13 protein-coding genes and 1 pseudogene are annotated in these 18,157 nt (G+C 69.3%); 11 read left to right on the forward strand and 3 right to left on the reverse strand.

The features are described 5' to 3' along the window. The first annotated feature begins 550 nt into the window (after positions 1 to 550). The 4 genes from AW27_RS07385 (at position 551) to AW27_RS07400 (ending at position 4,838) form a co-directional block, all read left to right on the forward strand. Entirely contained in the window at positions 551 to 2,134 is a 1,584-nt protein-coding gene (locus AW27_RS07385) for an MBL fold metallo-hydrolase (RefSeq protein ID WP_304949843.1), read from the forward strand. A gap of 69 nt (positions 2,135 to 2,203) precedes the next feature. Beyond that, complete coding sequence (locus AW27_RS07390; RefSeq protein WP_037930576.1) at positions 2,204 to 3,241, forward strand: 4-hydroxyphenylpyruvate dioxygenase family protein; 1,038 nt, start codon at positions 2,204 to 2,206, stop codon at positions 3,239 to 3,241. A gap of 117 nt (positions 3,242 to 3,358) precedes the next feature. Beyond that, the gene (locus AW27_RS07395; RefSeq protein WP_236647886.1) at positions 3,359 to 4,081 is read left to right on the forward strand and encodes a response regulator; all 723 of its coding nucleotides are present in this window, start codon (positions 3,359 to 3,361) and stop codon (positions 4,079 to 4,081) included. Positions 4,082 to 4,157: 76 nt separating this feature from the next. Next, positions 4,158 to 4,838: a response regulator gene (locus AW27_RS07400; RefSeq protein WP_370466462.1), complete on the forward strand. Its 681-nt coding sequence runs from the start codon at positions 4,158 to 4,160 to the stop codon at positions 4,836 to 4,838. A 31-nt stretch (positions 4,839 to 4,869) separates the two neighbouring features. Here AW27_RS07400 and AW27_RS07405 read toward each other — a convergent pair whose 3' ends face one another. The 3 genes from AW27_RS07405 to AW27_RS07415 are packed head-to-tail and all read right to left on the reverse strand — an operon-like array spanning position 4,870 to position 7,434. After that, positions 4,870 to 6,108 carry a beta-ketoacyl-[acyl-carrier-protein] synthase family protein gene (locus AW27_RS07405; protein WP_052031389.1) on the reverse strand — a complete coding sequence of 413 codons (1,239 nt, stop codon included), beginning with the start codon at positions 6,106 to 6,108 and terminating at the stop codon, positions 4,870 to 4,872. After that, the gene (locus tag AW27_RS07410) at positions 6,105 to 6,341 is read right to left on the reverse strand and encodes an acyl carrier protein (protein WP_037930569.1); all 237 of its coding nucleotides are present in this window, start codon (positions 6,339 to 6,341) and stop codon (positions 6,105 to 6,107) included. The genes AW27_RS07405 and AW27_RS07410 overlap by 4 nt, the downstream gene beginning before the upstream one ends. A 58-nt stretch (positions 6,342 to 6,399) precedes the next feature. Then, a complete protein-coding gene (locus AW27_RS07415; RefSeq protein WP_037930567.1) occupies positions 6,400 to 7,434 on the reverse strand; it encodes a beta-ketoacyl-ACP synthase III in 1,035 nt (344 codons plus the stop codon). 262 nt (positions 7,435 to 7,696) lie between these two features. Here AW27_RS07415 and AW27_RS07420 point away from each other — a divergent pair, with 262 nt between their 5' ends. The 7 genes and pseudogenes from AW27_RS07420 (at position 7,697) to AW27_RS07450 (ending at position 17,987) form a co-directional block, all read left to right on the forward strand. Then, positions 7,697 to 8,992, forward strand: a complete 1,296-nt coding sequence (locus AW27_RS07420; protein WP_037930603.1) for a sensor histidine kinase — start codon at positions 7,697 to 7,699, stop codon at positions 8,990 to 8,992. A 329-nt stretch (positions 8,993 to 9,321) separates the two neighbouring features. Continuing rightward, positions 9,322 to 10,128 carry an alpha/beta fold hydrolase gene (locus AW27_RS07425; RefSeq protein WP_037930564.1) on the forward strand — a complete coding sequence of 269 codons (807 nt, stop codon included), beginning with the start codon at positions 9,322 to 9,324 and terminating at the stop codon, positions 10,126 to 10,128. Between the two features lie 76 nt (positions 10,129 to 10,204). Further along, positions 10,205 to 12,097 (forward strand): ABC transporter ATP-binding protein, encoded by a 1,893-nt coding sequence (locus AW27_RS07430; RefSeq protein WP_106967715.1) that lies wholly within the window; start codon positions 10,205 to 10,207, stop codon positions 12,095 to 12,097. 234 nt (positions 12,098 to 12,331) lie between these two features. Beyond that, positions 12,332 to 13,395, forward strand: a pseudogene (locus AW27_RS07435) (IS110 family RNA-guided transposase). A 196-nt stretch (positions 13,396 to 13,591) separates the two neighbouring features. Continuing rightward, positions 13,592 to 14,299: an ABC transporter ATP-binding protein gene (locus tag AW27_RS07440; protein WP_037930558.1), complete on the forward strand. Its 708-nt coding sequence runs from the start codon at positions 13,592 to 13,594 to the stop codon at positions 14,297 to 14,299. Then, the gene (locus AW27_RS07445) at positions 14,296 to 16,632 is read left to right on the forward strand and encodes an ABC transporter permease (protein ID WP_052031387.1); all 2,337 of its coding nucleotides are present in this window, start codon (positions 14,296 to 14,298) and stop codon (positions 16,630 to 16,632) included. The genes AW27_RS07440 and AW27_RS07445 overlap by 4 nt, the downstream gene beginning before the upstream one ends. Before the next feature lie 320 nt (positions 16,633 to 16,952). Next, a complete protein-coding gene (locus AW27_RS07450; protein WP_157840332.1) occupies positions 16,953 to 17,987 on the forward strand; it encodes a threonine ammonia-lyase in 1,035 nt (344 codons plus the stop codon). Positions 17,988 to 18,157: the final 170 nt, after the last annotated feature.

An 18,157-nucleotide genomic window follows, 5' to 3' on the forward strand; every position in this document is an offset into this window, starting at 1 on the left:
GCGACGCCCAGGGCGCCGGCCCGTGAGAGCGGTGACGGGGGACACCAGGATCACGGGCCGGCTCCGGGCCGAACGCCTACAGGTACTGCGCGTCGCGCAGCACCTCGGCGGTGGTCATGACAGCAATCTAGAAGGCGGGACGACGGCAGCACCTCCTTCCACCGATGTATCCGTCCGCGGCCGTCATCCTTGAGATGTACGCCGCCCCGGCGGGCGGGTCGGAGAGGGGTCAGCGTTTCGGCGCCGTTCAAGTGACGCGGAACCTCAGTTGATCGCCAGGTTTCGGCTCCTGCGTGCGGAATTGGCGGCGAAATTCTGGATTCGACGGCCTCCTCCCGACAGTTGAACACTGGCACCGGCTGGGAGACAACCTCACCTCGTAGCCGAACAGCGCGACACGGAGCGAAAGAAGACTGCTCGACGCATTCACGCCATCCCAAACATTGATCATCCACACGCACTCGAGTCATCCTGTCCCTGGAGAGTGCCCATGCGCGCCCGGGGCGCGTGTTTCGCCTCTCGTTGGATCTCGAAGAGAGGTGGGGAGCAGATGGCTGAGGAGCCGTTGTTTCTGCGTTCGAAGGCCATTGTGGAGCCGTTGGTTGACCGGTTCTTCGCGTGGCCGCATACGCTGGCGCCGGTGCAGGCGGCGATGAATCTGGCGTTTTTGCAGGTGCCGATGCTGGAGTCGTATCTGCAGTCCCCGAAGGTGCATGTCGCGGCGAGTAACAATCCTGAGCTGCGGGGTGGGTATTTCATCAACATTCCGGAGGAGCGTGCCGATGAGGTGCGTGATCTTCTGGAGGGGATCAAGCGGGACCGGGTGGACATGCTGCGGTTCGCGGAGGCGATCGCCGCGGGTCAGGAGATCCTGCGGGCGAACGCGACGGGGTTCGACCTGACGCCGTTGTATCCGAAGATGCCGGCGGAGCTGAACGGTCTGGTGGAGCTGGCGTACGACACGGACAACCAGGCGCAGATGCGGTTCATGGAGCCGCTGGTCTACAAGAGCAGTGTGTATTCCGAGGCGCGGCAGTCGGTGCAGCTGTCGCTGGAGCCGGGGTATGAGCGTCCGTTCATTCTGAGTACGCCGCGGCTGCCGTCGCCGGATGTCCTGGAGCTGGCGGTGCCGTTCCGTCACGCGGGTCTGGAGGAGCTGTTCAAGGCGCGGGTGAGTCCGGCGACGCTGTCGCATCTGCGGGAGGCGCTGGAGCTGGACGATGCGCAGGCCAAGCAGTTGTCGGGGCTGCTGACGGACCGTCCCAGCGGTGCGCCGGACCGGCACATCGATGGGGGCGGGCGGATCCGGTACTTCGGGCACGCGTGTCTGGTGATGCAGACGCCCGAGGCGGCGATCGTGACGGACCCGTTCATCAGTGCGGACAGTTCCGCCGGTGACCGGTACACGCTGGATGATCTTCCTGATTTCATCGATCTGGTGCTGATCACGCACGGGCATCAGGACCACATCGTGCTCGAGACGCTGCTGCAGCTGCGCGGTCGGGTCGGTGCGATCGTGGTGCCGCGTTCTTCGCGCGGGAACCTGGCGGACCCGTCGATGGCCCTGATGCTGCGGCAGCAGGGTTTCCCGGTCGTCGAGGTCGACGATTTCGACGAGGTGGAGTTCCCGGGCGGGAAGGTCACGGCGACGCCGTTCCTCGGTGAGCACTGTGACCTGGACATCCGGGCGAAGTCCACTTTCTGGGTGGAGCTCGCGGGCAAGAAGGTGTTCGTCGGTGCGGATTCCTCGGGTATCGACCCGATGCTGTACCGGCGGATCAAGGGTCATCTGGGGACGGCTGACATCGCGTTCCTGGGAATGGAGTGTGATGGTGCGCCGCTGACGTGGCTGTACCAGGCGCTGCTGACGATCCCGGTGTCGAAGAAGCTGAGCAATTCGCGGAAGCTGTCGGGGTCGAACGCGGAGCAGGCTGCGGCGATCATGACGGAACTCGGTGCGCACGAGGCGTACGTGTACGCGATGGGTGAAGAGCCCTGGCTGGGACACGTGATGGCGACGACTTACACCGAGGACACGTACCAGATCAAGCAGATCGAAGAATTCATGACCTGGTGCAAGGACCGGGACATCAAGGCCGGTCACCTCTACCGCCAGCAGGAATGGCGCTGGTAGTCACGCACCGGCCCAGCCAACCCGAACGGCCCTGACCCACTCTTCGTTCCCGTTCTCCAGGAGTTACCCATGGTTGTGCGAGGCGTAGCCTATGTCGAGTTGTACACGAAGGATAAAATATCGACTGTCGATCACCTCGTATCGGCCATGGGCTTCACCCGGGTCGCCGACTCGGTCGAAGTGGACCGGAGTTCCGTGCTGCTTCGGCAGGGTGAGGTCCTCCTGGTCGTCACTTCCGGCTGGGGGACGTGGAAGTTTCTCGACGATCACGGAGACGGGGTCGCCGACATCGCCGTGGCGTGCGAGGACGTGCCGACGACCCGGGATGCCGCGCTGAAGGCCGGCGCGAGGGTGACGACGTCCCCGCAGGGGAACCCGGTCGTGCCCGCGTTCGGCGGGGTCCACCACACCCTGGTGCCGGTTCCTGCGCGAGCGGGCGCCGCCCTGCCGGCAGGCCGCCGGTGGATCCCCACTCCCGGGGCGCCGGCCATGCCGGGCGGGCGGGTGCGGTCGCTCGACCACATCGCGGTCCATCTCGCGCGGGACGGCTTCGCGGACTACGCCGCCTTCTGCCACCAGGTCTTCGGATTCTCCCGCTCCTCCCCCGAACGCCTCTGCCTCGGGGACCGGGTCATGGACTCGGTCGTCGTCCGCGGTGCTTCCCGGAGCGCCGCCTTCGTACTGACCACGGTGGCCGACGGGCGCGGGCCGGAGGTCGGTGAACCAGACGTCTTCCTCGACAGGAACGACGGTCCCGGCGTCCAGCGCCTGGCGTTTCTCGTCGACGACGTCCTGTCCACCACCCGGGAGTTCGGGGAGCTGGGCGTGCGCTTCCTTCCCGCCGGGAGCGCCGGGGACGCCCCGTCCGCCCGGGCGTGGACCGCGGCCGGCCTGCCACAGGAGGAACTCGCCGCGCTGCGGGCCGCGGACGTGGCGGTCCACCACGACGGGCGGGGACTGCTCATGGAGTCCTTCAGCCGCTCGCCCTTCGAGCGCGAGACGCTCTCCTTCCAACTCGTACAGCGCCTCGGCTCAAAGGCGTTCAGCACGGCGGGTGTCCGGGCGCAGTACGATGCCCTGGACGAGGCGGTCAACCCCGCCCGCTGACCCCCATCGCCCCGGGCGACCCGCGCCTCCAGCCGCCTCAGCGCCCGGAGGCGCGGGTCCGCATCGCACGACACATCTGTGAGCAGTGTGTCGGTGTGGTCCACAATGTAGGACGTGATGAGTACGCAGGACGGTGGAGGGCTCTCGGCAATGGGCGGTCACGCGGACGCGGCGTTGCGCGCCGTCATCGTCGATGATCAGGCGTTGGTGCGCACCGGGTTCCGCATGCTCTTGATGGCGGGCGGGATCGAGGTGGTCGGCGAGGCGTCCACCGGTGGCGAGGCAGTCGCGGTGGTGCGTCGCACCCGGCCCAACGTGGTGCTGATGGACATCCGGATGCCGGAGATGGACGGCATTGAGGCGACCCGGCGGATCGTCGCCGACGAGGCGTGCGACACCCGCGTCATCATCCTGACAACCTACGACCTCGACGAGTACGTGTACGCCGCGCTGTCGGCGGGAGCGAGCGGCTTCCTGCTGAAGGACGTCACCCCCGAGCACCTGACGGCCGCGGTGCGTCTGGTCCAGGCGAGCGACGCCCTGCTGGCGCCGAACATCACGCGCCGCCTGATCGAGCGTTTCGCTCCGCGGACCTCGGTGAAGACCGCGGTGCACCGGAACCTGTCCGCACTGACGCAGCGCGAACTGGAAGTGCTGCGCCTGCTGGCCACCGGCCTGAGCAACGCCGAGCTGGCGGACCACCTATCCCTCAGCGCCGCGACGGTGAAGACCCACGTCGCGCGGATCCTGTCCAAACTGGGGCTCCGTGACCGCGTCCAGGCGGTCGTGCTGGCCTACGAGACCGGCTTGATCTCCCCGGGTGAGCAGCCCGGCCGCTGACCGAGTCCGAGCCGGTCCAGCCTTCCAGGTCCCCTGCCCTGCCCCGCAGCCCAGTTGAGGACACCGTACGAACCGCGTGCTGATCGCGGACGACCAGATGCTGGTCCGCCAGGGCTTCACGGTGCTGCTGAACTGCGAGCCCGATATCGAGGTCGTGGGTCAGGCCATGGACGGCGACGACGCCGTCGCCGAGCTGTCGCCCGACGTGGTGCTGACGGCCATACGTGCCCGGGATCAGCGGCATCGAGGCGGCCCGGCGGATCAAGGCATCGCCCGAGGTCACGCCAAGGTTCTCGTGCTGACGACCTTCTCCCTGGACGAGTACGTCTACGAGGCCCTGCGGGCCGGCGCGTCCGGGCTCCTGCTCAAGGACGGATCGGACGAGGGACTCGCGCGTGGAGTACGGGTGGTGGCTGCGGGTGACGCCCTGCTCCCCGGACGTCATGCCTCTGATGACAGAGTTCTCCCGCGTGACCGACGATCACCGCCCGGCGGTGAGGGGCCGCTCCGGCAACCTGACGGAACGGGAGGCCGAAGTGCTGGGTCTCATCGCACCGGTCCGATGAACGCGGTGATCGCTGAACGTCTGGTGGTAGCGGAGCAGACGGTCGAAACCCATGTAAGCAGGATCCTGCTCAAGCAGAACCTTCGCGACCGGAACCAGGCGACGATCTACGCCTACGAACCGGGACCGGTGAGGCCGGGCGGTCGTGGAGGCCCCCCCGGGCGTGCCCCGGTGCGCCGGCTGTTGCCGTAGCTGTAGCGGGTTGCGGTTACGGCGGGCAGCCTCAGGCCCGGCCGAGAACGACGACCGCGTTGTGCCCGCCGAAGCCGAAAGAGTTGCTGACGGCGACGGGCAGGGCGACGTGCCGCGGAGCCGAGTGGACGATGTCGATGTCGGCGATGTCCGCTCCGGGTGTCCGGAAGTTGGCGGTGGGCGGGATCACCGAATCCCGGATCGACAGGGCAGCGAACGCGGCCTCGACCGCTCCGGCTGCCCCCAGCATGTGGCCGGTCACGCCCTTGGTGGAGGTGACCGCGGCGCCCCGGCCGAAGACCCGCTCGATCATGCGCGCCTCGACGGCGTCTCCCTGCGGCGTGCTCGTCGCGTGGGCGTTGACGAGGGACACGTCCGACGCGGCGACCCCCGCGTCCTGGAGCGCCTCGTGCAGGGCCAGCTCCGCGTAACGGCCGTCGGGGTCGGGCGAGGTCAGGTGGTGGGCGTCCGAGGAGGCTCCGTAGCCGAGCAGTCGCGCATAGGGGATCCGGCCCCGCGCTTCGGCGCTCTCCACGCGCTCCAGGACGAGTACGGCCGCGCCTTCGCCCACGACGAAGCCGTCGCGGTGTTCGTCGAAGGGCCGGGAAGCGGCGGAGGGGTCCTCGCAGCGGCGCGACAGCGCCTTCAGCCGGTCGAAGGCCGTGGTCACCAGGGGGGTCACGGCGGCTTCGGTGCCACCGGCCAACACCACGTCGCAGCGGCCCGATCGCAGCAGGTCCAGGGCGAAACCCAGAGCCGTGGTGCCTGCCGCGCACGCGGTGGAGAGGGTGAGGGAAGGTCCGTGCAGGCCGAGGTCCATGGCCACCGAACCCGCCGCGATGTTGCCGATGGCCTTCGGGACGGTGAGCGGGTTCACGGTGCGCGGACCCTTGTCCCGCAGCCGCTGCCCCTGCTCCTCCCACGTTCCCTGACCGCCGACCGCGGTGCCGAGGACGACACCGACCCTGGCCGGATCCCAGGAGCCGTCGGCCGGCGCCGCGTCGGCGACGGCAGCGCGTGCCGCGGCGACCGCGAACTGGGCGAAGGGGTCCATGCGGCGGGAGTCGCTGCCGAACACCTCCTGCCGATCGAAGCCGGTCACGGCGCAGCTGAACGTGACGCCCAGGCCCGACAGGCGGGGATCGGCCGCGGCCGTCGGGCGCCCCGCGCAGGCGGTCTCCCAGGCCGTAGCGGTGTCCGCGCCCGCCGGGGTGACCATGCCGATGCCGCTGATCACGACATCGGGATGGCGGAATCCGTGACCCGTCATGCCGGGAGGACCGCCCCACTGGCCTCCAGCAGCGCGGACAGTTCTCCCACGGTCGTATCGGCGCTCAGGTTCTCCTCCTCGATGGTGACACCGAGTTCGTCCTCGAGCTGTGCACTGAGTTCCGCCAGGGACAGCGAGTCCACCTCCAGTTCCTTGAAGGACCGGGTGGGCTGGATGTCACCGGACACTTTGTAAACGGTTCCGAGGACGTGGGAGAGGTAGTCGACGAACATAGCGCATTCCCTTCGTTCGGATCGCGTGGACCCTTTGGATCCCTTTGATCTCGCTCCATTAAATTTCTGAACGCACGGCCGTCAGCTGTGGCCATGTCAGCGCGACGGAACCCCAGGTCAATCCGCCGCCAAAGGCGGTGAGTACCGTCCGGGCCCCGGTCTGGAGCCGCCCGCTGGCCAGCGCGCCGGCCAGCGCGAGCGGAATGGAGGCGGCCGCCGTGTTGCCGGTGCGGGCCAGTTCGCACACCGCGGCGTGCGGCGGTACGCCGATCCGGTCCGCGACCGCCTGGATGATGCGGGCGTTCGCCTGGTGCGGCACGAGAGCACCGACGCTTTCCGGTGTCCAGGCACAGTCCTTCATGACCCGCAGGGCCGAATTCGTCATCTGCTCGACGGCCCGCAGGTACACTTTCCGGCCCGCCATGGTGAACCAGCGTTCCGCATCCGGCTGTTCGCGTGCTCCCGGTACGTGGATGAGGTCCTTGCCCGAGCCGTCGCTGCCGAGGTCGAACGCGAGCAGGGCGCCCTGCTCCCGGGAAGAACCGCGGCGCAGCACTACCGCACCCGCGCCGTCGCCGAAGATCACAGCGGTGGCCCGGTCCGTGGGATCGACGATACGGGAGTAGGTCTCGGCCGCGACCACCAGGACGCTGTCCGCGATACCGCTCGTGATCAGCCCCGCGGCGGTCGCCACCGAGTAGACGAAGCCGCTGCACACGGCGGAGACGTCGAAGGCGGGGACCGTGTCGAGCCCCAGGCGGTGCGCGATCTCCGGGGCGGCGGCCGGCACCGGGCGGTCCGGTGTGGTGGTGGCCAGGATCAGGGCATCCACCGTGTCCCGGCCGGCCGACTGCAGCGCGTTGGCCCCAGCCTCGCACGCGAGATCCCGTGTGGAGACGTCGGGTCCGACCCGGCGTCGTGCGGCGATGCCGGTGCGCGTACGGATCCACTCGTCGCTGCTGTCAAGGTCCCGGGCCAGCGTGTCATTGTCGAATTCACCGGTCGGCAGACACGTGCCGAGACCTTCGACAACGGCAGCGGGGCGGTTTTCCCATTTCTCCGGGGCCGCCGCTGTTAATACTGATGTGTACATCGTGGACGCCCCCCTAGAGTTCTCATCTTCCTCAGGAAACAGAACGCCCGTGTTCTGTCACGGAGTTCGACGCGAAGTGACCTTACATGGGCCATAAAGAGCGGCACAATGAATGTGGCGACCAGGGTATTTTCCTGCGTTCAACTGCGGCGCGACCTCGGTTGGGCGCCCCGCGCGTCATCCTCGCGAGGTAGCTCCACAGGATGGGTTCCCCGTCACCGGAGCCGATGTGCCCACCCGACACAGCGGCCACAATGTGCGGGTGAAGACTGAAGCACGGGCGCCCGGGTGGCGGCAGTACGCGCGAGAATCGCTGCGCCCCGAGGCCAAGCCCGCTCCGTTGTCCCGGCGCGCGATCGTGGCCGACACGGCGCTCGCCGTCGTCCTGGCCGTCGTCGCGGTGCTCGCCAGCTGGAAGTTCCACGCCGGGGAGCAGTTCATCGGCATGCACCCGCCGAACACGGGCGGGCAGTCTTCCGTGCCGCTCTCCCCCGGCCCCTCCGAGGTGCCCCAGGTACCGCGGGGCGGGCGGCCCCTGTACCCGCTCATCTTCCTCAATCCGCTGCCGCTCGCCTTCCGGCGCAGGTACCCCCTGTCGGCCTTCTGGGCAGTGCTGGTCACGGCCCTGGCGCTGGGCGACCAGGCGACGTGGATCACGATCGCCGTCTGCTGCGTCGCGGCGTACAGCGCGATCACCCACAGCCACCACCAGGTGCCGGCGGCGGCTGGTCTGGTGGTCGCCGCCACGGGGGCGGGATTCGCCTTCCAGCATGCCGCCCCGGCACTGCCGGGCTGGTCGGCCGGGTTCGTGATACTGATGCTCGCCGCGATCGTCGGCCGCACCGTGCGGTACTGGCAGAACCAGCTCAAGACCAGCCAGCTGCGCGTCGCGGCCCTGCAGCGGGAACAGGAGGAGGCCACCCGCCGGGCGGTCGGGGAGGAACGGGCGCGCATCACCGCCGAGCTGCACGACGTCGTGACGCACAACGTGAGCGTGATGGTGATCCAGGCCGGTGCGGCCCGCAAGGTGATGGACGTGGCACCGGAAGAGTCCAAGCGGGCCCTGCTCGCGGTCGAGGCGGGTGGCCGGGCCGCCATGTCCGAACTGCGCGCCGTCATGAGCCTGTTGTCCCCGTCGGACGTCTCCGTGGACGGGCTCCAACCCCAGCCGGGACTCGCCCAGCTCGAGGCCCTGGTGGAGGGGGTGCGCACGGCCGGAATGCCGGTAGACCTCACGGTGTCGCTGCCGGGGGCGCCGCTGCCCGCGGGCATGGAGTTGGCCGTCTACCGGGTAGTGCAGGAGGCGATGACGAACGCGCTCAAGCACGCCGCGGGCGCGAAGGCCTCGGTGTGCCTGCGACACGAGGGCGAATGGCTGGAGATGGCGATCGACAACACGGGCGGTACGCCGAGTGCGCAGGCGGGCACCGGGAACGGCCGCGGCCTGCTCGGGCTCCGGGAACGGCTGGCCGTGTACAGCGGCTCGCTGGAAGCGCACCACACGGCCGACGGCGGGTTCCGGGTGCGGGCCCGGGTCCCGTGGCGGTCCGTCGAGTAGCGCCAGGACGGTCCGTCGCACAGGGCCGGAACCACCCGGCACGCAGGGCCGTGGCAGCCCATCACACGGGGCGGCGACGCCGCGTCCGGCCGGTCGCCCTTTCCCCGTTCGGCTCGTTCGTTCAACTGCGCCGACGCGCCACTTGAACGAACGGGACCGGCCGGGTGGTCAGCCGATCGGTATTGATCAGCGTTGTCCGACGGTGCCATCGTGGGAAGCGGCGGACCCGTGCGGTTCTGGGCAAGCCGGGCAGAGGTGGTGGCCTGGGCGCACACCACGAAGCGAGCCGGCCGCATTCCAGGTCCCCGCAGAATTGAGGCTCAAAAGTCATGCCCTTCGTGAAGAGCAACGGGATACAGCTGTCCTACCAGCGCTCCGGCAGCGGCGAGCCGGTACTGATGATCATGGGCTCGGGGGCTTCGGGCCGGGTCTGGACCATGCACCAGACCCCAGCCCTGAACGCCGCCGGGTACGAGACGGTCACCTTCGAAAACCGGGGCATCGCGCCATCGGACGCTCCCGGGGGCAAATACTCCCTCGACGACATGGTCGCCGACACCGTCGGGCTGATCGAGGCGCTGGACCTGGGCCCGTGCCGGATCGTGGGCACCTCCATGGGAGCGATGGTCGCGCAGGACCTGGCGCTCAGCCGCCCGGACCTTGTGCGGTCCGCCGTCCTGCTGGCCACCCGGGCCCGGTCCGACGCTCTGCGCCGGGCCCAGTCGGCGGCGGACCGCGCGCTGCGCGAGAGCGGCGTGCGACTGCCCCCATCGTACGAAGCGCTCAGGACCGTCCTCGAGATGATGTCTCCCGCGACCCTGAACGACGACGCCGCCGCTTCAACCTGGCTGGAGATCTTCGAACTGTCCGGCGGCCGGGAGAACGCCGCCGAGGGTCAGGACTGGGTCACCGACACCGTCGCGGACCGCCGCGAGGCGCTCAGGGGGGTCACCGTGCCGTGCCGGGCCATCGCCTTCACCGACGACCTCCTCTGCCCGCCGCACCTGGTAGCCGAGGTGGCGAACGCCATCCCGGACTGCGACCTCGTCGAGATCTCCGACTGCGGCCACCTCGGCTACCTGGAGCGGCCGCGAGAGGTCAACTCGGCGATCATCGAGTTCCTGCAGAAGAACTGACGCACCGAGCCGCGGGAAAGACACGAGAGCGAGGCAGGTTTCCTTGACCATGCTAGACGGCCCACCCCCACGCGCGATGGGGCTGCGGTTCGACGATGATTCGGTCACCAAGCAGAGGGTCAAACCCGGCACGGTCCGGCGGATCATCCCGTACGCCCTGCGTTACCGCTGGCAGCTGGTCCTGCTCCTGCTGACCACGGTCGTCAACGCCCTCGTCACGGCCACCGGGCCGCTGATCCTCAAAATGATCATCGACGACGGCATCATGCCCAAGCGGGTCGGCGTCGTGGTGGCGTTGTGTCTGACCGTGGCCGGGCTGGCCCTGATCGACGCGCTCGCCATGTACGTACAAACCTGGTGTTCGGGCCGGATCGGCGAAGGCCTCGTCTTCGACCTGCGCACCAAGGTGTTCGCCCACGTGCAGCAGCAACCGCTCGCGTTCTTCACGCGGGCTCAGACCGGAGCGCTGGTCAGCAGGCTCAACGCCGATGTCGTCGGGGCCCGACAGGCAGTGACCACCCTGCTGTCGGATTCGGTGACCACCATCCTCACGCTGATCCTGATCCTCAGCGCGATGTTCTACCTCTCATGGCAGATCACCGTTGCGGCGCTGGTCATGATCCCGTTCTTCCTCCTCCCCGTCCGGCTCCTCGCTCGCAGGCTGCAACGACTCACCCGGGAGACGATGCAGCTCGACGCGGAGATGAGCTCGATGATGAACGAGCGCTTCAACGTCTCCGGGGCCATGCTCGCCAAGCTCTACGGACGTTCGAAGGACGAGGTGGGCGCCTTCGCCGCCCGCGCTGGACGGGTGCGCGACATAGCCGTCAGCGGCATGGTCTACGGGCGGCTGCTCTTCATCATCATCACCGTGCTCACCTCCCTCACCACGGCCTTGGTGTACGGACTCGGGGGCTACCTCACCATCGACGGCACGCTGGCGATCGGCACGCTGGTCGCCATGGTGACCTTGCTCCTGCGGCTGTACGGCCCGGTCAACCAGCTGTCGACCATGCAGGTCACAGCCATGACGGCCCTCGTCAGTTTCGACCGCGTCTTCGAGGTCCTGGACCTCAAGCCACTCATCTCCGAGCGGCCCGACGCCCGGGAGCTCCCGGCGCGCGAACCGCAGGCCCCCGCACCGGACATCGAGTTCGACCGGGTGAGCTTCCGGTACCCCTCCGCCGACGAGGTCTCCCTCGCCTCACTGGAGTCGATCGCGTTCCGCAAGCCCGAGCGGGGCGAGGGTGCCTTGACCCTGAGGGAGTTGAGCTTCCGGGTGCCGTCGGGGAAGCTGACCGCCCTGGTCGGCCCCTCGGGTGCTGGAAAGACCACGATCAGCCACCTGGTTCCGCGGCTCTACGACCCCTCCTCGGGAGCCATCCGAATCGGTGGTCACGACGTGCGCGACCTGACCCTTCAGTCGCTGCGCGACACCGTCGGCGTGGTGACCCAGGACGCCCACATGTTCCACGACACCGTGCGGGCCAACCTGTCGTACGCCCGGCCCGGCGCCTCCGAGCAGGAGCTGATCGACGCGTGCGTGGCCGCGCGGGTGTGGGACACCATCAGCGCCCTTCCTGAGGGCCTGGACACGGTGGTCGGCGATCGCGGCTATCGTCTCTCCGGCGGCGAGAAGCAGCGCTTCTCGCTGGCCCGGCTGCTACTCAAGGCCCCGCCGGTCGTCGTCCTGGACGAGGCGACCGCGCACCTGGACTCCGAGTCCGAGGCTGCGGTCCAGCGCGCGCTGAAGACCACTCTGGCCGGCCGTACATCCCTGGTGATCGCGCACCGGCTGTCAACCATCCGTGAGGCCGATCAGATCCTGGTCGTCGAGGCCGGCAGCATCCGCGAGAGCGGTACGCACGAGGAGCTGCTGGCCGCCGACGGGCTGTACGCGACGCTGTACCACACTCAGTTCGCCCAGCAGGCCGAGAGCGGCGTGGACGTCGCTTCCGAACTCCACTGACAGTGAGGATTGGCCAGGGCATCGCCTGAGGGCCTGACTCGTCCACTGACTGACGCTGTGGTTGTCCTTCACGGGAATCGTCGGCCTCTTGGGCGGTGCCGCTTGGCGTGTGGCCGGTCGGGCGTCTGTGACTTCATAGGAGCCCGGCCAAAGGTCCCATCACTGTCTTGTCCGTCTGCCCGACCGGCCCGCGCCCTCCCATCGGTGAGCGTTGGAAGGGCAGCACACAACAGCATGGCAGCAGACCAGATAGCGGTGGTCGGTGGGATCGACACCCACGCCGATCTTCACCAGGCCGCGGTCATCGACAGCATCGGCCGGCACCTGGCCACCGAGCGGTTCGCCACCACCCCGGGACGGCTACCGCAAGCTGCTGGACTGGCTCCGCTCGCACGGCGAGGTCCTGGCCGTGGGCATCGAGGGGACCGGCGCCTACGGTGCCGAGATCGCCCGGTTCCTCACCGCCCGCGGTCTCGTCGTGGTGGAGGTGGACCGGCCCGACCGCAAGGCCCGCCGGAACAACGGCAAGTCCGATCCCATCGACGCCTACGCGGCCGCGACGGCGGTCCTGTCCGGTCGAGCCGGCGGGACGCCGAAGGCCAGAAACGGGATCGTGGAGGCCATCCGAGCCCTACGGGTGGTCCGCAAGAGCGCCGTCAAAGCCCGCACCCAGACGATCAACCAGGTCCGCACCCTGATCGTCACCGCCCCTCCCACGTCAGGGACAAGCTGCGCGGGCTGGCCACGAAAGAGCTCGTCGACACCCTTGCCCGCTCCCGCCCCACGGGTGAACCCGCCGACCCGGCCTGCGCGGTCCGCATCGCCCTGCGCCGGCTGGCCCGCCGCTACCAGACCCTGACCGAGGCGATCAGGGAAGCCGATCGGGAGATCGCACCGCTGGTCACCCAGGCCGCCCCAGACTCATCGCGCTGCCCGGCATCGGCCCCGAAACCGCAGGCCAACTGCTGGCCAGCGCCGGTGACAACCCACAACGGCTCCACTCCGAAGCCGCCTTCGCCCACCTCTGCGGAGCCGCCCCCGTCCCAGCCTCCTCCGGACGCACCAACCGCCACCGGCTCAACCGCGGAGGCGACCGGCACGCCAACAACGCACTCCACACCATCGTCCTGGTCCGCATGAACGACCAGCGCACGAAGGACTACGTCGCCCGGCGCACCGCCGAAGGCATGGTCAAGAAGGACATCGTCCGCTGCCTGAAACGGTTCGTCGCCCGCGAGGTCTACCGCCACCTACCCCGCCCGACCCAAAGCCCCGAACCGCTCCCGCAGACCGCTTGACGATCTATAGGAGCTTCCCACCCCTCCCCCAGCGCTGCCCCCCACACCAGCCGCCGGCCGCCTCAGCACCACAGGCGGCCGGCGGCCGCGTTGTCGGCCGGACATCCCATTCCGCTACATCGCAAGGATGACCCCATGCCCGTATTACCTCCGTGGGCCGATGCCCCGACCCGCCCGCTCTTCATAGGTTCGTGCCATGACCAGTGAGAACAGCACAGGCCAGGTCGTCGTACGGCTGGACGATGTGCGCAAGGAGTACGGGCAGTCGGTCGCCCTGGACGGCGTGTCGTTGGAGATCCGGGCCGGTGAGGCCGTGGCGGTGATGGGGCCGTCCGGCTGCGGCAAGTCCACGCTGCTCAACATGATCGCGGGACTCGACCGGCCCACCTCCGGGACGATCAATGTGCACGGCGACGACGTGGGCAGTCTGAACGAGACGGGCCTGGCGCTGTTCCGGCGTCACCGGATCGGCATGGTTTTCCAGTTCTTCAACCTGCTCGACGACCTGTCGGCGATCGACAACGTGGCACTCGCCGCGCAGCTGACCGGCACCTCGGCCAGGGAGGCGCGCAAGCGCGCGCTGGAACTCCTCGACAACCTCGGGGTTGCGGACCGGCGGAACAACTATCCGGCGACACTCAGCGGCGGCCAGCGCCAGCGGGTTGCGGTGGCCCGGGCGTTGATGAACCGTCCGGCCCTGCTGCTGGCGGACGAGCCGACTGGCGCCCTCGACCGGCAGAGCGGTGAGCAGGTGATGAAGCTGCTGCTCGACCTCAACCAGATGGGCCAGACGTTGCTGATCGTCACCCACGACCCGCTCCTCGCCGAGCGGTGCGCCAGCCGTCTGATCGAGTTCGAAGACGGCCGGATCGCCCGTGAGAGCGCCATGGAGCGAGCCGTATGAGCGCCGTATGGCAGGCCGCTTGGGCGGCCGTGAAGCGGCGCAGACTCCAGACGGTCGTGATCAGCATCGTTGTCCTGCTGTCGACCGCCACGATGGTCATAGCGCTGGGGCTGCTGGACGCCGCCTCCAGTCCCTTCGAGCGCGCGTTCACCGAACAGCGCGGCGCGCACGCCGTCGCGGCGTTCGACACTGGCAGGGTCTCCCGAGAGCAACTGGCCGACACCGCCCGGCAGCCGGGCGTGGAAGCCGCCGCCGGACCCTTCGGGCAGACCTCGGTGAGCCTGGCTCCGGGCAGCGTCTCCTTCCTGACGGGTCCGCTCACCGTGGTCGGCCGCGCTGACCCGGACGGCCCGGTGGACAAGGTGAAGCTGTGGAGCGGCCACTGGGCCACCGCGCCCGGCGAGATCGTCGTGAACGCGACTCCCCCCGCGGTCGGCACCATGGCTCCGTTCCCCCTCGGCGAGAAGATCGTCACCCCTGACGGCACCCAGCTGTCCATCGTCGGCTACGCCTACACCCTGAGCCGGACCGCCGATGCCTGGGTCTCGCCCGCGCAGATGGAGGCCATGCATCCGACGGCCACCCAGATGCTCTACCGCTTCGCCTCCTCGGCGACGCAGGCCGACATCGACCGCGACATGGCCGACGTCACCGCCGGGCTGCCGAAGGACTCGCTGCTGGCCGCGCAGTCCTACCTCACGGTCAAGCAGGACATCGCCTCCGGTCCGGGGGTCTACGTTCCCTTCCTCTTGGTCTTCGGCGTCCTCGGGGTGCTCGTCGCCCTGCTGATCGTCGCCAACGTCATCAGCGGCGCGGTGGTCTCCGGGTTCCGGCACATCGGCGTTCTGAAGTCGCTGGGCTTCACCCCGCGCCAAGTGGTCTCCGTCTACCTGCTGATGGTGACGCTGCCCACGGTGCTCGGGTGCGTCGTCGGCACCGTCGGCGGCGCGCTGGCCACGAAGCCGCTGCTGACCAGCGCCTTCCAGGGCATGGGCATGGACCTGAACAGCGTGAGCCTCAACCTGTGGGTGTGCGCGGCGGCGATGGTCACGATGACCGCGGTCGTCGTCCTCGCCGCGGCCGTTCCGGCGATGCGGGCTCACCGTCTCTCCGCCGCCGAGGCGATCAGCGCGGGCAGCGCCCCGCGCCCCGGACGCGGTCTGCGGATCCAGCGCAGGCTCAGCGGAAGCCGGCTGCCCCGCTCGATCAGCCTGGGCCTGGGCCTTCCCTTCGCCCGGCCCGGCCGCAGCGCGATGACGCTGGTGGCGGTCCTCCTCGGGGTGACCACGGCCACCTTCGCGACCGGCCTGGTCGGTACGGTCACCCAGTTCGGGAAGGCCACGACTCACGCGTCGGCCGCCCAGATCACCGTGCAGCCGGGCCAGCCGCAGTTCGGCGAGACCGCCGCGAAGCTCGACGACCAGCACGTCGAGTCGATGCTGCGCACCCTGGACGGCACCCGCCACGTGACCGTCGACGCGCACGTCCCGGTGTCCATCGTCGGTTCCGCGCAAGGCGTGGTCGCCGACTTCCTGCGGGGGGACTACTCCACCCTGGGCTTCCAGGACCAGATCGTCACCGGGCACTGGGTCGAGGGGCCCGGCGAGATCGCCGTGTCCTCCGCCTTCCTGCACAAGCGGGGGCTGGAGGTCGGCGACCAGCTCACCCTGGAGGTCGGCGGCAAGCAGACCCGGACCACGATCGTCGGTTCGCTCATGGGCCAGCAGGAATCGCTCTACGCGGACTGGGGGACGCTGTCCCCGCTCGCTCTGGACGTCAGCCGTCTCAACTCCCGCTTCCAGTACCTGGTCCAGGTCGTCCCCGGTACCGACATCGGCCGCTTCACCTCCGCCGTAAAGTCGGCCGACGAGGGGCTCTACTCGCGCGGGAACGAGACCACGACCACGTTCACCGCGGCCGTGATCGGTCTGTCGTCGGTGCTCACCCTGATGCTCGCCGCGGTCGCGGCGATGGGTGTCTTCAACACCGTCGTCCTCAATACCCGAGAGCGCCGTCGCGACCTGGGCATGCTCCAGTCGATCGGCATGACGCCGCGACAAGTGATCGCGATGACGGTGACGTCCATGGCGGCGATGGGAGCGATCGGCGGGCTGCTCGGCATCCCGGTGGGCGTCCTCGCCCACCGCGTGATCATGCCGATCGCGGGCAAGGCGGCCAACGTCGACCTCGCGCGGAGCACCATGGACGTGTGGCACACGCCGGTCCTGGTCATGCTGGGCTTCGCGGGCATCGTGATCGCGGTCGTGGGGGCGTACCTCCCGGCCCGTGCGACCACCCGCCTGACGATCGCGGAGGCACTGCACAACGAGTGACGTCCGGCCGCTCCACGACCGGATACCGGAACCTCCCGACGCGCGGACGCGACGACCTGATGGTCGTCGCGTCCGCGCGTTCACGCATGCCTTCCAGACCTTTCGCGGCAAAGGTACGCGTGCCAGGATGACGAGATCTCTACCCCCGTCGAGGGGTTTACCGAAAGCCGTCGATCCGGCATTTCCGCCGTCGCTCGAAAACGGCACACGGCATCGAATGCGTGGCGCTTCACGGGAAATTCATGACCGCCGCGAATTCACGTGACCACGTACCCGCAGACAGCGGAACGAGCTGTCCGATCAGGAGGGAGACGGGCGCTGTGCGCGAGCCCGTAGGCAGCGTGGCTGCCACCGACACCAGGTCACCGAGGCTGGACCGCGGTGACATCGACGAAGCAGCGCGCCGGCTGACCGGCCGGGTGTGGAAGACCCCTGTGCTTCGCTCCGACCAGCTGGACGCGCTCTGCGGCGCGCGGCTGTGGCTCAAGACCGAGAACCTGCAGCGCGGCGGGTCCTTCAAGGTCCGGGGTGCCCTGCTGGCCCTGGAGCGGCTGGCCGCCTCGGGAAGCCGGGGCGTGATCGCGCAGAGCACCGGCAACCACGCCATCGCGGTCGCGCTCGCCGCCCGCGAGTACGCGTTGCCCACGGTCGTGGTGCTCCCCTCCGACGCCGCACCGGCCAAGATCCGCCGGATCCGGGAGGCCGGTGCCGACGTGGTGACGGCCGGGACGGTGCTCGCCGAACGGGTCGCCGTGGTGGAGGAACTGCGCGAGCTGCACGGTTACGACGTCATCGATCCGTACGAGAACCCCCATGTGGTCGCGGGACAGGGAACCGCCACGGCCGAGCTGATCGGCCAGGTCACCGCGCAAGGCGGGAAGCTGGACGCAGTGATCGTGCCCATCGGCGGCGGCAGCGCCGTCGCCGGCGCCGCTCTGGCGGCCACGGGGCAGGACGTCGCGGTGATCGGGGCCGAGCCGCGGGCCGTACCCGCCTTCACCGAGGCCCTGCGCGCCGGTCGGCCGGTGACCGTGCCCGGCGGCCCGACCATCGCCGACGGGCTGCGCCCCGACCGGATCGGCGCTCTGCCCTTCGACCTCGCGCACCGGGCGGTCAGCGGCGTCGTGACGGTGTCGGAGACCGCCATCGCCGACGCGCTGCGCGCCGCGTTCCTGCACGCGCGGCTGGTCATCGAGCCGGCCGCGGCGACCGCGCTCGCCGCGGCCCTGGAGCATGCGTCCGGACACGGCACCGACGTCGGGGTCCTGCTCAGCGGCGGCAACGTCGAACCGAGCCTGGTGACGTCACTGCTGGCGGACCACGAAGTCCCGGCCCTGCACACCGCGTCGCGCTGAAGCCCGCGGCTCGTACACCAAGAGATCGAGGGTGGACCGAACGCCCCGACGAAATCCTCGTCGGGGCGTTCGGTCCACCCTCGATCTCTTGCCCGCAGGGCACGGCGACGCGGCGGGATCCGCCGAGCGGATCCCGCCGCGTCACCCCGGGCGGCTCACGCCGCCCGGGG

The organism is Streptomyces sp. PCS3-D2, assembly GCF_000612545.2.
Taxonomy (GTDB): domain Bacteria; phylum Actinomycetota; class Actinomycetes; order Streptomycetales; family Streptomycetaceae; genus Streptomyces.

Coding starts and splice junctions, on each gene's coding strand:
- AW27_RS07385 (WP_304949843.1), top strand. CDS start 551: ATGGCTGAGGAGCCGTTGTTTCTGCGTTCGAAGGCCATTGTGGAGCCG.
- AW27_RS07390 (WP_037930576.1), top strand. CDS start 2,204: ATGGTTGTGCGAGGCGTAGCCTATGTCGAGTTGTACACGAAGGATAAA.
- AW27_RS07395 (WP_236647886.1), top strand. CDS start 3,359: ATGAGTACGCAGGACGGTGGAGGGCTCTCGGCAATGGGCGGTCACGCG.
- AW27_RS07405 (WP_052031389.1), bottom strand. CDS start 6,108: ATGACGGGTCACGGATTCCGCCATCCCGATGTCGTGATCAGCGGCATC.
- AW27_RS07410 (WP_037930569.1), bottom strand. CDS start 6,341: ATGTTCGTCGACTACCTCTCCCACGTCCTCGGAACCGTTTACAAAGTG.
- AW27_RS07415 (WP_037930567.1), bottom strand. CDS start 7,434: ATGTACACATCAGTATTAACAGCGGCGGCCCCGGAGAAATGGGAAAAC.
- AW27_RS07425 (WP_037930564.1), top strand. CDS start 9,322: ATGCCCTTCGTGAAGAGCAACGGGATACAGCTGTCCTACCAGCGCTCC.
- AW27_RS07430 (WP_106967715.1), top strand. CDS start 10,205: ATGGGGCTGCGGTTCGACGATGATTCGGTCACCAAGCAGAGGGTCAAA.
- AW27_RS07440 (WP_037930558.1), top strand. CDS start 13,592: ATGACCAGTGAGAACAGCACAGGCCAGGTCGTCGTACGGCTGGACGAT.
- AW27_RS07445 (WP_052031387.1), top strand. CDS start 14,296: ATGAGCGCCGTATGGCAGGCCGCTTGGGCGGCCGTGAAGCGGCGCAGA.